The organism is Stenotrophomonas sp. Sm6012 (assembly GCF_030985895.1).
GTDB classification, from domain to species: Bacteria; Pseudomonadota; Gammaproteobacteria; order Xanthomonadales; family Xanthomonadaceae; genus Stenotrophomonas; species Stenotrophomonas forensis.
In genome coordinates this window covers 20,262-33,482 of the sequence record NZ_JAPTFX010000040.1, presented here as the reverse complement: position 1 = coordinate 33,482, position 13,221 = coordinate 20,262, and the positions used below count along the sequence as shown (strand labels likewise).

Below are 13,221 nucleotides of genomic sequence, written 5' to 3'. Positions count from 1 at the left end.
GGCCGCGGCATCCATGCCGCGGACACCCCCGCCACCGGACCCACCCCGCCTTCGACAGTTCTCTGCGATCTGTAGCTTTTTGTAGAGTCGAGCCATGCTCGACTGCCGTTCGTTGCGGAATCGAAATGTTCGACGGCGAACGATCAATTGCCTTCAGAATCGTTCGTTCCGTGCTCGAACAATTCGCCCTGCAGCACCGGCTCCTTTTCGCGGAAACCGCCCAGGCCGACGCCCACCAGGCGGTAGCGGGTTTCGGCCGGCAGGTCGACGCGGGCGCGCAGGGCCAGGGCGATGTCGCGCAGCTCTTCCATCGATTCCGGCGGGCGCTCCGGGGTGAAGCTGCGGGTAAGGATGCGGAACTGCGCGGTCTTCAGCTTCAGCACCACGGTGTGGCCAACGCGCTCGGTCTTGCGGGTGGCATTCCAGGTCTTCTCCGCCAGCTGCACGATGGCGTCGGCCAGATCCTCCAGCAGCAGGTCTTCGGCGAAGGTGTCCTCCGAAGAAATCGACTGCACCTGCTGGTCCGGTTCCACCGGCCGCTCGTCCACCCCGCGCGCGCGGTTGTACAGGCTGCGGCCGAAGCTGCCGAATGCCTCCTCCAGATCGATCAGTGCCCACTGCCGCAGGTCGCCGCAGGTGACGATGCCGCGCGCGGCCAGCTTGCCTTCCATCACCTTGCCCACGCCGGGCACCCGGTTCACCGGCAGCGGCAGCAGGAATGCGTCCACCCGCTGCGGTGGAATCACGAACTGGCCGTCGGGCTTGCGCCAGTCCGAAGCGATCTTGGCCAGGAACTTGTTCGGTGCGATCCCGGCTGAAGCGGTCAGCTGGGTTTCTTCACGGATCTGCGTGCGGATGGTGCGGGCAATGTCGGTGGCCAGTTCGATGCCGCTCTTCGGCTCGGTCACATCCAGATAGGCCTCGTCCAATGACAGCGGCTCGACCAGATCGGTATGGCGCAGGAAGATCTCGCGCACCTGGCGTGACACCGCTTTGTAACGTGCGAAGTCCGGCGGCACGAAAATCGCATCCGGACACAGGCGCTCGGCCCGCAGCGCCGGCATCGCCGAACGTACGCCGAACACGCGGGCCTCGTACGAGGCGGCACACACCACCGAGCGGGCACCGCGCCATGCCACGACCACCGGCCTGCCGCGCAGTGACGGATCGTCGCGCTGCTCCACCGACGCGTAGAAGGCGTCCATGTCGACGTGGATGATCTTGCGCAGTGCGTTCATGGTTGGCCGATATCATACCCGCACCGTACCGGTCCAGACGGCAAAGTATGGTCGTTGTGCATCAACGGGATGCGCGATCTGGAGGGAAAACACTACGCACGCGTACGGTGCGGCGGTTTGATTCCCGTTGCAACCGTCGTGCATCCTCGGCGACTTGTTGCCTCGTTTTCGCTTCCAGGATTGCGCTTTCCATGACTCGTCTCCACGCGTTCAACCGCGACCAGCTGCTGGCCAGCGCACGCGGTGAACTGTTCGGCGCCGCCGCCGGCCGGCTGCCCAACGATCCGATGCTGATGTTCGACCGCATCACCGAAATCCGCGAGGACGGCGGACCGCATGGCAAAGGCATGGTACGTGCCGAACTGGATATCCGCCCGGACCTGTGGTTCTTCGGCTGCCACTTCATCGGCGACCCGGTGATGCCCGGCTGCCTGGGCCTGGATGCCATGTGGCAGCTGACCGGCTTCTTCCTGACTTGGCTGGGCGCCCCCGGCAAGGGCCGCGCGCTGGGCTGCGGTGAAGTGAAGTTCACCGGCCAGGTGCTGCCGGATGCCAAGCTCGTGCGCTACGAGATCGATATCAGCCGGGTCATCAACCGCAAGCTGGTGATGGCCCAGTCCGACGCCCGCATGTACGTGGATGACCGCGAAATCTACAGCGCGCGCGACCTGCGCGTCGGCCTGTTCACTGAAACCGGGAGCTTCTGATGCGTCGCGTCGTCATCACCGGCATGGGCATCACGTCCTGCCTTGGCAATGATCTGGATACCGTGTCGGCCGCGCTGCGCGAAGGCCGCTCGGGCATCACCTCGCTGGCCGATCACGCCGAAGCCGGGCTGCGCAGCCAGGTCGGTGGCCGTGTCGACCTCGACCTGGACGCGCTGATCGACCGCAAGCAGAAGCGCTTCATGAGCGATGCGGCGGCCTTCGCCTACCTGTCCATGCGCGATGCGATCGCCGATGCCGGGCTCAGCCCCGAGCAGGTCAGCAACCTGCGCACCGGCCTGATCGCCGGTTCCGGTGGCGGCTCCAGCGAATGGCAGATCGGCGCGGTCGACCTGCTGCGCGAACGTGGCGTGCGCAAGGTCGGCCCGTACATGGTGCCGCGCACGATGTGCTCGACGGTCTCGGCCTGCCTGGCCACCGCCTACCAGATCAAGGGCGTCAGCTACTCGCTGTCGGCCGCCTGCGCGACCTCGGCGCACTGCATCGGCGCGGCCGCGGACATGATCCGCCACGGCGCGCAGGACATCATGTTCGCCGGTGGCGGCGAAGACCTGCACTGGTCGATGAGCGTGATGTTCGACGCGATGGGCGCGCTGTCGACCAGCTTCAACGAAACCCCGTCCAGCGCCTCGCGCCCGTACGACAAGGACCGCGACGGCTTCGTCATCGCCGGTGGCGGCGGCATGCTGGTGCTGGAGGATTACGACCACGCCGTCGCACGCGGTGCGCACATCCATGCCGAACTGATCGGCTACGGCGTGACCTCCGACGGTGCCGACATGGTGGCGCCGTCCGGCGAAGGCGCCGTGCGCTGCATGAAGATGGCGCTGCAGGGCATCGATCGCCCGCTGGACTACCTCAACACCCACGGCACCTCGACCCCGCTGGGCGACGTCACCGAACTCAACGCGATCCGCGAAGTGTTCGGCGATGCGGTGCCGCCGCTGTCCTCGACCAAGGCACTGTCCGGCCATTCGCTGGGTGCGGCCAGCGTGCACGAGGCGATCTACTGCCTGCTGATGATGCGCGACGGTTTCGTTGCCGGTTCGGCCAACATCGCTGAGCTGGACCCGAAGGTGGAGAGCTTCCCGATCCTGCGCGAAAGCCGCGAGCAGAGGCTGGATACGGTGATGTCCAACAGCTTCGGCTTCGGTGGCACCAACGCCGCGCTGGTGTTCGGGCGGGTGTGAGGGGAAGGTGTGCCGACCAACGGTCGGCACCCACCAGGGCATTGGGGTGTGCCAACCAAGGTTGGCACCTACCGTTACCTTGGCAGCAGCGGCAGCAGCAGTGCGTGCGCGTCCACCAGCGAGCCGACGATGCGGTGGCCCAGTGCGCGCAGTTCTTCGTCAGGATGCACCAGGTCCGGCACCTGGATCACCGTCATGCCGGCCGCCAATGCGGCGCGCGTACCGGCCGGTGAATCCTCCAGCGCCAGGCAGCGCTCCGGTGCCTGGCCCAGCCGCTGCGCGGCCAACAGATAGATATCCGGCGCCGGCTTCGGCCGCGCCACGTCGCCACTGGTGATCACCGCATCGAAGTACGGCAGCAGGCCGGCCGCGGCCAGCTTGCGGTTGGCGCGCGGCTGCCGCGTGGTGGTCGCCACCGCGCGCGGAATCGCGTGCGCCTTCAGCAGTTCCAGCAGCTCCAGGATGCCCGGCCGCAGCGGCAGGCCGGTCTGCGTGCGTGCTTCGTACAGGTCATGGCAGCGCGCCGCCACCGCTTCGATCACGCTGTCCTCGATGCCCTGCGCGCGCAGCAGCGCATGCGTGTCGCGGTCACCGAGGCCGACCATGCGCAGGAAAACCGCTTCGTCCAGGCCCAGCCCGAACTCGTCGGCGGCCTCGCTCCAGCAGGCCAGCGCGACCCGCTCGCTGTCGATCATCAGGCCGTCCATGTCGAAGATGACGGCGTCGGGCAGGAACGGCAGCGCAGCGATGGTGGTCATGGAGCGAACAACGTATCCAGGTCAGTTGAAGTGAGCTGCCGCCATTGCCCTTCGTCCAGCCCCTGCAGGTCCAGCCCGCCAACGCGGCTGCGGTGCAGGGCCTGCACGTGGTTGCCGGTGGCGGCGAACATGCGGCGCACCTGATGGTAGCGGCCTTCGTGCAGTACCAGGCGCGCGCGGCGCGCGTCCAGCACCTCGAGTTCAGCCGGCAGCAGGGGCGTCTTCTCGGACTCCAGCATCAGCGTGCCGCTGGCGAACAGGGCCACTTCATCGCCGCGCAGGTCGTCGCTCAGTTCCACTTCGTAGACCTTGGGCAGCTTCGACTTCGGCGAGATGATCCGGTGCAGCAGGCCACCATCGTCGGTCAGCAGCAGCAGGCCACTGGTCTCGCGGTCGAGGCGGCCGACCGTGGACAGCACCGGGTCGCGGTCGCGGAAGCGCGGCGGCAGCAGGTCGTAGATCAGGCGGCCGGTGTCCTTGGTCGAACAGGTGTAGCCGGCCGGCTTGTGCAGCGCGATCGACAGCCCCACCGGCGGGTCCAGCGGCTCGCCGTCAACGCGGATCGCCTCGTGCGGCACCTGGTCATCGGCGTACAGCACCTCACCGTCGGCGTCGGTCACGCGGCCTTCGCGGAACATCCACTGCACCTGCTTGCGGCTGCCATAGCCCAAGTTGGCGATGTGCTTGACCAGTTTCATCGGCCCTTCCCCTTCACCGCTTCAACCAGCTTGAAACCGTCGCGCTCGGCAACCACGCGCACCGCGCCGAAGCTGTCGTTGAGGGTGTGCTCGTACGGCAGGTGGCGGTTGGCCACCACGTACAGCCGCCCGCCCGGGCGCAGCGCCTGCGCGGCCACGGCGATGAAGCGCTGGCCGATGTCCGGGCGATCGGCCCGCGACGGCGTGTGGAACGGCGGGTTGCTGATGATCACGTCGTAGCCCGGCTCGATGCCGGCGGTGACGTCACGCCACAGGAAACGCAGCGGCAGCGGGCGCGGCGGCGGCGCCAGGTTCAGTTCGGCCAGGGCCAGCGCGCGCTGCTCGGCCTCGTACAGGTCCAGCGCGGTGATCTTCGGGCAGCGCTCCAGCAGCTCGCGCGACAGGTAGCCGTAGCCGGCACCGAGGTCGGCGGCACGCCCGGCCAGGTCGGCCGGCAGGTGCTCGGCCAGCAATGCCGAGGCCGGATCGATGCGGTCCCAGGCGAACACGCCCGGGCGGCTGAGGAAACGGCCGCCGACGATCGGGCGCACCGCATCCAGCGCCGACCAGCGCCTGGCCAGGTCGGCATCGTGCTGGCCCTGCATCGGCGCGGTCCAGTACACGCGGCAGTGGTTCTTGGTCAGGCTGCCGCCGAGGCCGGTAAGCTGCTTGAGGTCGCCTTCGCCGGAGCGTGCGCCTTCGTTGTTGGACTGGCAGGCCACGATGCGACCGCCGTCGGCCACCAGCGCCAGCGCGCGGGCGAACAGCGCACGGGCTTCTTCGCGCTGGCGCGGCGGCAGCACCAGCACCAGCGGGTAGCGGCCCTTGCCGGCCACGTCATCCAGCTGGCCACTGACGGTCCAGCCGGCGGCCTGCTGCAGCGGCTGTGCGAACGGGGCGAAGCTCTGCTCGCAGTGCACCTCGCGGTGGCCCGCCGCTTCGCGCAACGGCCAGCCGTCGCGGGCACGCAGGAAGGCCACCGGGCCCTCCGGCCAGCGCAGGGCACCTTGGGAGAACGGCAGGAACAGGGTCTGCAGGGGGGCGTCGTCGCTGGAGGCCATCGGCGCGGATACTTCAAGCGTGAGGGCCGTCCATTGTACCGGCTTGGCCGGTCCGGCCCCGGCGGGCCACTTTGCGAAACCCGAACGGGGCCTTGATGTGCCAGCAACATTGAAACGTTCAGGGTAGAGGCTCCCCCGCAAACCCAGGAGAACCTGCATGCGAGCCTTGTTCGTCGGTGGCGTGGTCGACAACAGTGAAATGGACCTGGAAGGCAGCCATCCGCCCGTGCACTACCCCGAGGACACCGGCGGCGGCCACTCGCGCTACCGGCTGCACCAGGTCGGCCATGGCGCCGACGGCAGTGTGGCCTATGCGGTGTACGGCGCGCCCGATCTGGCCGACGATGAGGTAGCCCGGGTCGCGGAAGAACGCGCCTATGCGCGCCGCTTCGAGGCAACGCCCACGCTGTTCGAGCATTGACATCCGTGCAGCGCCCGAGCCCATGCTCGGGCGGTAGCGCCGAGCGAGGGCTCGGCGCTCCATCGGATCAGGGCGCCCTGGGTGGCAGACGGTCGATGCTGGCGATCTCATCCAGCCAGACGTGGTGCTGCTGCACCGGCGTGTCGTAGTCATCCAGGCGCAGCTGGCCATTGCTGCCTTCATCGCCAACATCGTTGCGGTACTGCTGGAGCGTGGGTTTCACCGCCACGGTACCCAGCAGGCGACGACCGTCATGCAGGGTCAGCTGCACCTGCGTTTCACCTTCCAGCTGTGGCAACAGGGCTTCCAGGCGCGCGATCTGCGCCGGATCGGTATGGATGCGGGGAGCTGTGCGGGACATCGGCGACCTCCTGCACGCAGGGTCGCCGATCGGCCGTGAATGCTCAGTGCAGCGCGCTGTCCGCGCGCGGCACCTGCACCTTGCGCACGGCAGCCACCAGCTGCGCCACCGAGTACGGCTTGGCCACGTGTTCCTGGAAGCCCGACGCCAGCGCGCGGCGGCGGTCATCGGCGCGCGCCAGCGCGGTCACCGCCACCGCCGGCAGGGTCGCCGCATCCACGCCCATGTCCTCGCGCAGCGTGCGCACCAGGCCATAGCCATCCATGCCCGGCATGCCGATGTCGGTCAGCATCACGTGGTATTGCAGGTGGCCAGTATCGGCCAGCAGCGCCAGCGCCTCGCCGGCCGAGCTGGCCGCAGCGACACTGGCGCCCTGCTCTTCCAGCATGCGCCGCAGGTACTCCAGCACTTCCGGCTGGTCTTCCACCGCCAGCACGTGCATGCCGCGCAGCGGATACGGCTCGACGATCACCGGTTCCAGGATCGGCCCGCTGATCACTTCGCGCAGTGGACGGCGCTCGGCATCGGGAATGTGCTGCGGCAGCCGCACGGTGAAGGTGGCGCCGTGGCCGTGGCCTTCGCTGGCGGCGGTCACGGTGCCACCATGCAGCTCGACCAGCTGCTGCACGATCGCCAGGCCCAGGCCCAGGCCACCGTGACGGCGCGTGGTGGTGCCATCGGCCTGGCGGAAACGGCTGAACAGGTGATTGAGGAATTCAGGCGCGATACCGTCGCCGGTGTCATGCACGGTGATCACCCAGTGGTTGCCGTCGGCCTGCAGCTGCAGGTCGATGCGGCCTTCGGCCGGGGTGAACTTGATGGCATTGGAGAGCAGGTTCCACAGCACCTGCTGCAGGCGGGTGGCATCGCCCAGCACCAGGCTGGGCTGCTCGGGCAGTTGCAGGTGAACGTCCAGCGCCTTGCCTTCGGCCACCAGTTCCTGCGCGCCGATGGCTTCGCCAAGCAGCAGATTGAGGTCCAGCACTTCCACTTCCAGCTGCACCTTGCCCAGCAGCATGCTGCTGAGGTCGAGCATGTCCGAGATCAGCCGCTTCTGCGCGCCGGCGCTGTTGGCGATCACGTTCAGGCCCTTGTACAGCGGGCTGGTGTTGTCCACGCGCTGCAGCAGCAACTCGCTCCAGCCCAGGATGGTGGTCAGCGGCGTGCGCAGCTCGTGCGACAGCGTGGCCAGGAATTCGTCCTTCAGCCGCGCCATGTTTTCCGCGGCACTGCGTGCGGCGCGCTCGGACTGCAGCAGTTCCTCGCGGGCCAGCTCGATCTCGCGGCGTTCGGTCACGTCCGGGCTGCTGCCTGCCAGGCCGATGAAACGGCCCATGCGCGAGAAACGCGGCCGGGCGTTCATCTCCAGCCAGCGCCACTGGCCATCGGCGCGGCGCGCACGCACCAGGGCATGCATCGAGCGCTGCGCCTTCAGCGCCTCCTGCAGTTCGTACTCGAACACCGAGGCGTCATCCGGATGAACCAGTCCACGCCACACATCTTCCGGTACGCGCGTCTCGTCACCACCGAAGAACTCACTGAAGGCACTGTTGACGAAACGGGCGTGGCCGCGCTCGTCGAGCACCCACACCGGCATCGGCAGGCCATCGGCCAGCGCGCTGAAACGGGCTTCGCTCTCGCCCAGTTCCACTTCCATCTGCTTGCGCGCGGTGATGTCGAAGAACAGGATGCCGACCTTGTCTTCGCCGGGACGACCCACGCGCACGGCATCGACGGCGAACGAGCGGCCCAGCGCGCGCGCCTCCATCTCAAACTGCGCCGGGCGGCCGCTGCGTGCGACCTCGCCGTAGATGCGGAACCAGTCCTGCTCATGGTTGGGCTCGAGCACCGACATGCGCTGGCCGCGCGCGTCCTTCAAGCCGGTGTGGCGTTCAAATGCGTCGTTGACCTCAATGAAGCGATAGTCGACCGCGCGGTCGCCCTCGAACATCACCTGGATCACGCAGAAACCGGCGTTGATGCGCTCAAGCACGCCATGATGCAGGTCGGGTTCGGGCGCCGGCACCATCAACGGTGGGCGCTCCACTAGGGGCGGCAGTGTGGACAAGGGCGTCTGGACGGGCCGGATTGGAGACACAGCATCTTCCAGAGAGCGTATTCACAGCGTCAAGCGCCGTCAGTCAGGGTTGACGACGATGAATTGGCGGCAACCGCTCTTGCGCATGACGTAATCGGCCGTTGCGGTGACCCGGAAGCGGGATCACACTCGATCCATAGACAGAACCGTCCCCATCGATGGGGCGCAGGAGACCGTCATGAACCGCACATTGGCCACCGCCCTGCTGCTGGCAGGCGCCCTCATGGCCGGCGCCGCGAACGCCGCGCCGCGTACCGTCACCGATCCGCAGGCCCCACGCGCGCTGCAGGCCGATGGCCCGGTCAGCGTGAAATGGGACGATCCGGCCGGTTTCACCGAACTCCGCCGCAGCACCAACCGCTTCGAAGCCGAACGTGGCGACTGGGTGCAGCAGCTGGCCCGCTACGTGCAGACCACGGCGGCCAAGCCACTGCGGTCCGGGCAGACCCTGGACGTGACCCTGGTCGACATCAAGCGTGCCGGCGACTATGAGCCCTGGCACGGCCCGCGCGGCAGCGACATCCGGATCATGCGCGACATCTATCCGCCGCGGATCACCCTGCAGTACACGCTGAAGGACGCCAGCGGCCGCATCGTCGACGAGGGCGAAGCCAAGCTCAGCGACAGCGGCTACCTGCACAACCTGGGGCTGAGGAGCGACAGCGATCCGCTGCGCTACGAGAAGCGCCTGATCGATGATTGGGTGAAGCGTCAGCTGACCAGCCAGGCGACCGCAGCGCGGTAATTCCGCGCCGCGCTCGGCTCTGGTAGGTGTCGACCTGGGTCGACACGCATTCATCGCGTCGAGCATCCAAGTAGCGCCGGCCGCTGGCCGGCTCCACCTCAGTCCTGATAGACGCGCGCCACGCGCTTGACCGCACACGGCAGCTGATAGGCACTTACGCCACAGCGTGGTGCCAGTTCGGACAACGTCGGCGCGGTACCCCACAGCTCCACGACACTGCCGATCCCCGCCTGCGGATGCGCGGTCAGGTCCACGGTCAGCATGTCCATCGACACGCGCCCGATCAGGCCCCCCGGCTGGCCGTCGATCAGCGCCGGGGTGCCGTTCGGGGCGAACTGCGGATACCCGTCGGCGTAGCCCAGCGCGACCACGCCAACGCGCGTGCGTGCCTTCGAGACAAAGCGGGCGCCATAGCCCACCGGCTCGCCGGCCTCGATCCAGCGCTCGGCGATCACCTTCGACTGCATGGTCATCACCGGGCGCAGCCGCGCAGTGATCTCCGAAGCCTCCGGCAGCGGATTGGCGCCGTACAGCATCAGGCCCGGGCGCACCCAGTCGCTGCGTACATCCGGCCAACCGAGCAGCGCCGGCGAATTGCACACGCTGGTCTCGCCGGACAGGCCGTCGATGGCGCGGGCGAAGGTCGCCGCCTGCTCATGGGTGCGCTCGCTGTCCAGCTCGTCGGCACGCGCCAGGTGGGTCATCAGCACGATGCGCTCGACCTGCGGCAGCGCCGACAGGCGCGCATGCGCGGCACGGAAGCTGGCCACGTCCAGGCCCAGGCGATGCATGCCGCTGTCCAGCTTCAGCCAGACGGTCAGCGGGCGCGGGCTGTCGAAGGCCGCCAGTGCTTCCAGCTGCCACGGTGAGCCCACCGCGAACCAGAAATCGTGCTCGGCCACCAGCGCCATGTCGCTGGGCTCGAAGATCCCTTCCAGCAGCAGGATCGGCGCACGGATGCCGGCCTGGCGCAGTTCCAGCGCCTCTTCGATGGTGGCCACGCCGAAGCCATCGGCCTCGCCTTCCAGCGCCTGTGCACAGCGCACCGCACCGTGGCCATAGGCATCGGCCTTGATGATCGCCAGGGCCTTGCCACCGCCCAGTTCACGGGCGAGCCGGTAGTTGCTGCGCAGGGCGCCCAGATCGATCAGCGCGCGGGCAGGACGCATGTGCGGTTCTCGTGTTGCGGGGCGTGACCGTACTGGCCGTAGCGGAAAATATCCAGGCCTTCGGTGCTGATCTGCGGCTGGCGCGCGCTCATCAGGTCGGCCAGGTAACGGCCCGAGCCGCAGGCCATGGTCCAGCCCAGGGTGCCGTGGCCGGTATTGAGGTACAGGTTACGGAACGGGGTGGCGCCGATCACTGGCGTACCGTCCGGCGTGGCCGGGCGCAGGCCGGTCCAGAACTGCGCGCGCGACAGGTCGCCGCCCTTCGGGTACAGGTCGCTGACCACCAGTTCAAGGGTTTCGCGACGGCGCTGCGACAGCGACAGGTCGAAGCCTGCAACCTCGGCCATGCCACCGACGCGGATGCGGTCGTCGAAACGGGTCACCGCCACCTTGTAGCTTTCGTCGAGGATGGTCGAGGTGGGTGCCATCGCCGGATCGGTGATCGGCAGGGTCAGCGAATAGCCCTTCAGCGGGTACACCGGCAGGCGCATGCCCAGCGGTGCCACCAGCGCGGGCGAGTAGCTGCCCAGCGCGACCACGAAGCGGTCGGCGGTTTCCAGCGTGCCGCCGATGCGCACGCCGCTGATGCGGTCGCCCTCGAACGCCAGGCCGGTGATGTCCTGGTCGAAACGGAACTCGACGCCGGCATCCACGCACATCTGCGCCAGGCGGCGGGTGAACAGCTGGCAGTCGCCGGTCTGGTCACGCGGCAGGCGCAGCGCGCCGACCAGGCCATCGACATGGGCCAGGGCCGGTTCGGCCTGGATGATGCCGGCGCGGTCCAGCACTTCGTACGGCACGCCGTACTGGGCCAGGATCTCGATGTCCTGCGCCGAGGCGTCCAGCTGCTGCTGGGTGCGGAACAGCTGGGTGGTGCCCAGGTCACGGCCCTCGAACTCGATGCCGATCTGCGCGCGCAGCTCGTTCAGGCAGTCCCGGCTGTACTCGGACATGCGCACCATGCGCGCCTTGTTGATCGCGTAACGCTCATGGGTGCAGTTGCGCAGCATCTGCCACAGCCAGCGGTACTGGGCCAGGTCCATGCCCGGCTTGATCGCCAGCGGCGCATGCTTCTCGAACAGCCAGCCGATCGCCTTCTTCGGCACGCCCGGCGCTGCCCATGGCGAGGTGTAGCCGAACGACAGCTGCCCGGCATTGGCGAAGCTGGTTTCCAGCGCCGGACCGGGTTGGCGGTCGATGACCGTGACTTCAAACCCGGCCTGTCGCAGGTACCAGGCACTGGTGGTGCCGATCACGCCGCTGCCGAGAACTAGGACTCGCATGGGACTTCTCCAACCCGATCATTCCCTGCACTGGAGCGTGCCGGGACCATAATTGGGGAAGTATAGACAGCCGATACCAGTTGATTTGCCTGATTTGAAATCAACCGGCAGGATGTTCTCCTGCAATTCATTCCCCAAGGTTGACGGCCATGGCCACCCGTACCCGCGAACTGGACAAGATCGACCGCAAGATCCTGCGCATCCTGCAGGCCGAGGGCCGCATTTCCTTCACCGAACTGGGTGAGCGGGTTGGCCTGTCCACCACCCCGTGCACCGAGCGCGTACGCCGGCTGGAACGCGAAGCGGTGATCACCGGCTATCACGCCCACCTCGACCCGGCGGCAGTGAAGGCCAGCCTGCTGGTGTTCGTGGAGATCAGCCTGGCCTACAAGTCCGGCGACATCTTCGAGGAATTCCGGCGCGCGGCGCTGAAGCTGCCCAACGTGCTGGAGTGCCACCTGGTGTCGGGCGACTTCGATTACCTGCTGAAGGCGCGGATCAGCGAGATGGCCTCCTATCGCAAGCTGCTCGGCAGCACGTTGCTGACCCTGCCGCATGTGCGTGAATCGAAGAGCTACATCGTGATGGAAGAAGTGAAGGAGACGCTGAGCCTGCCGATTCCGGACTGAGGGCTCGACGCGGTTGGGGCCAGAACCCGCGGTGCGGGATCCGACCCCGGGCCCGTCAGCGCTGCTGCGGGTGCTTCTGCGAGCGCTGCTCCTGCTGCTTGCCGCCCTTGTGCGGCTGCTGCTGATCCATCTGCTGCTGTTGCTGTTGCTGCTGCGGGTTGCGGCCCTGCGGTTCCTTGCCGGGATGACGGTTCTGCTGGTTTTTCATGATCGCGATCCAATGGACGAAGGACATGCGACGACGGGATGCCGGCGCATCGCCAAAGTGGTCCCGGAACGGTTAATCGCAGGCGAAAAAGCAGTGATCCGCACGCGGCTGTTTTCGTGCGTTCAGGCCGGCGCTAGCGGATCTGCTGGCCGTCGCCCTGCGGCACGCTGTCGTAATAGCGGCCGGTGCGCGAATCGAACACGCGGTTGGGACCGGCCGGGCGCACACCGGGGATGATGCGGCCATTGCGGTCGTAGACCTTGTCGGCCGGCTTCGGCGCCGGTGCCGGGGCAACCTGGGCCGGGCCGGTGGACCGGATCGGCTGCGCCGGCTGCGGTGACGGCAGCACCTGGGGCTGCGGGCGGGCCGCTTGCGGCGGCGGTACCACCGGCGCGGGTGCCACGGTGGTGGTGCTGCGGGTGGCGGTCGGGTTGGCGGTCGGTACCTGGGCCAGCGCCAGCGCGGGCAGCAGGGCGATCAGCAGCAGGGGAAGGGTCGGTTTCATGGCACGCTCCGGCGTGGATCGTGTTCACCTTGCGCCTGCGCCTGTGTGCCGGCCATGAACGGCCATCACACTTGCAAGGCCATGCCGCCACCCCCATTTCCGCAGGCATCCCCAGGCCATCACCCACGGAGA

The 13,221-nt window shown here is 67.8% G+C and carries 15 protein-coding genes; 5 read left to right on the top strand and 10 right to left on the bottom strand.

Annotation, left to right across the window (positions count from 1 at the left end; genetic code table 11):
• Nucleotides 1-143: 143 nt before the first annotated feature.
• Nucleotides 144-1,238 carry a DNA polymerase IV gene (dinB, locus tag O0J73_RS09670; protein WP_308308583.1) on the bottom strand — a complete coding sequence of 365 codons (1,095 nt, stop codon included), beginning with the start codon at nt 1,236-1,238 and terminating at the stop codon, nt 144-146.
• 191 nt (nt 1,239-1,429) lie between these two features.
• Between dinB and fabA the strand changes: the two genes are divergently transcribed.
• Both fabA and fabB read left to right on the top strand, forming a co-directional pair.
• Nucleotides 1,430-1,945, top strand: a complete 516-nt coding sequence (gene fabA, locus O0J73_RS09665) for a 3-hydroxyacyl-[acyl-carrier-protein] dehydratase FabA (protein ID WP_004154008.1) — start codon at nt 1,430-1,432, stop codon at nt 1,943-1,945.
• Nucleotides 1,945-3,153 (top strand): beta-ketoacyl-ACP synthase I, encoded by a 1,209-nt coding sequence (gene fabB, locus O0J73_RS09660; protein WP_197564369.1) that lies wholly within the window; start codon nt 1,945-1,947, stop codon nt 3,151-3,153. Before fabA ends, fabB begins: the two co-directional genes overlap by 1 nt.
• A gap of 74 nt (nt 3,154-3,227) precedes the next feature.
• On the opposite strand, the gene O0J73_RS09655 is transcribed toward fabB, so the two are convergent.
• The 3 genes from O0J73_RS09655 to O0J73_RS09645 are packed head-to-tail and all read right to left on the bottom strand — an operon-like array spanning nt 3,228 to nt 5,670.
• Nucleotides 3,228-3,911 carry an HAD family phosphatase gene (locus O0J73_RS09655; RefSeq protein WP_197564370.1) on the bottom strand — a complete coding sequence of 228 codons (684 nt, stop codon included), beginning with the start codon at nt 3,909-3,911 and terminating at the stop codon, nt 3,228-3,230.
• Nucleotides 3,908-4,609 carry a pseudouridine synthase gene (locus O0J73_RS09650; RefSeq protein ID WP_004154003.1) on the bottom strand — a complete coding sequence of 234 codons (702 nt, stop codon included), beginning with the start codon at nt 4,607-4,609 and terminating at the stop codon, nt 3,908-3,910. Before O0J73_RS09650 ends, O0J73_RS09655 begins: the two co-directional genes overlap by 4 nt.
• Nucleotides 4,606-5,670 carry a class I SAM-dependent methyltransferase gene (locus O0J73_RS09645; protein ID WP_308308582.1) on the bottom strand — a complete coding sequence of 355 codons (1,065 nt, stop codon included), beginning with the start codon at nt 5,668-5,670 and terminating at the stop codon, nt 4,606-4,608. The genes O0J73_RS09650 and O0J73_RS09645 overlap by 4 nt, the downstream gene beginning before the upstream one ends.
• A gap of 157 nt (nt 5,671-5,827) precedes the next feature.
• Between O0J73_RS09645 and O0J73_RS09640 the strand changes: the two genes are divergently transcribed.
• Complete coding sequence (locus O0J73_RS09640) at nt 5,828-6,091, top strand: hypothetical protein (protein WP_005407925.1); 264 nt, start codon at nt 5,828-5,830, stop codon at nt 6,089-6,091.
• Nucleotides 6,092-6,158: 67 nt separating this feature from the next.
• Here O0J73_RS09640 and O0J73_RS09635 read toward each other — a convergent pair whose 3' ends face one another.
• A complete protein-coding gene (locus tag O0J73_RS09635) occupies nt 6,159-6,452 on the bottom strand; it encodes a DUF3247 family protein (protein ID WP_308308581.1) in 294 nt (97 codons plus the stop codon).
• A gap of 43 nt (nt 6,453-6,495) precedes the next feature.
• Nucleotides 6,496-8,481: an ATP-binding protein gene (locus O0J73_RS09630; RefSeq protein ID WP_308308580.1), complete on the bottom strand. Its 1,986-nt coding sequence runs from the start codon at nt 8,479-8,481 to the stop codon at nt 6,496-6,498.
• Nucleotides 8,482-8,728: 247 nt separating this feature from the next.
• On the opposite strand from O0J73_RS09630, the gene O0J73_RS09625 reads away from it, so the two are divergent.
• Nucleotides 8,729-9,295: a DUF3016 domain-containing protein gene (locus O0J73_RS09625; RefSeq protein ID WP_308308579.1), complete on the top strand. Its 567-nt coding sequence runs from the start codon at nt 8,729-8,731 to the stop codon at nt 9,293-9,295.
• Between the two features lie 98 nt (nt 9,296-9,393).
• Here O0J73_RS09625 and alr read toward each other — a convergent pair whose 3' ends face one another.
• Together alr and O0J73_RS09615 are read right to left on the bottom strand one after the other, a co-directional pair.
• The gene (alr, locus tag O0J73_RS09620) at nt 9,394-10,464 is read right to left on the bottom strand and encodes an alanine racemase (protein ID WP_197564374.1); all 1,071 of its coding nucleotides are present in this window, start codon (nt 10,462-10,464) and stop codon (nt 9,394-9,396) included.
• Entirely contained in the window at nt 10,443-11,747 is a 1,305-nt protein-coding gene (locus tag O0J73_RS09615) for a D-amino acid dehydrogenase (protein ID WP_004153998.1), read from the bottom strand. Before O0J73_RS09615 ends, alr begins: the two co-directional genes overlap by 22 nt.
• Nucleotides 11,748-11,896: 149 nt before the next feature.
• Here O0J73_RS09615 and O0J73_RS09610 point away from each other — a divergent pair, with 149 nt between their 5' ends.
• On the top strand, nt 11,897-12,376 hold the full coding sequence (locus O0J73_RS09610) for an Lrp/AsnC ligand binding domain-containing protein (RefSeq protein WP_004140558.1): 480 nt from the start codon (nt 11,897-11,899) through the stop codon (nt 12,374-12,376).
• 55 nt (nt 12,377-12,431) lie between these two features.
• Here the strand turns inward: O0J73_RS09610 and O0J73_RS09605 are convergent, their stop codons facing one another.
• Nucleotides 12,432-12,611: a hypothetical protein gene (locus O0J73_RS09605; protein ID WP_004153997.1), complete on the bottom strand. Its 180-nt coding sequence runs from the start codon at nt 12,609-12,611 to the stop codon at nt 12,432-12,434.
• Between the two features lie 106 nt (nt 12,612-12,717).
• The gene (locus tag O0J73_RS09600) at nt 12,718-13,089 is read right to left on the bottom strand and encodes a classical arabinogalactan protein 4 (RefSeq protein ID WP_197564375.1); all 372 of its coding nucleotides are present in this window, start codon (nt 13,087-13,089) and stop codon (nt 12,718-12,720) included.
• Between the last annotated feature and the right edge of the window lie 132 nt (nt 13,090-13,221).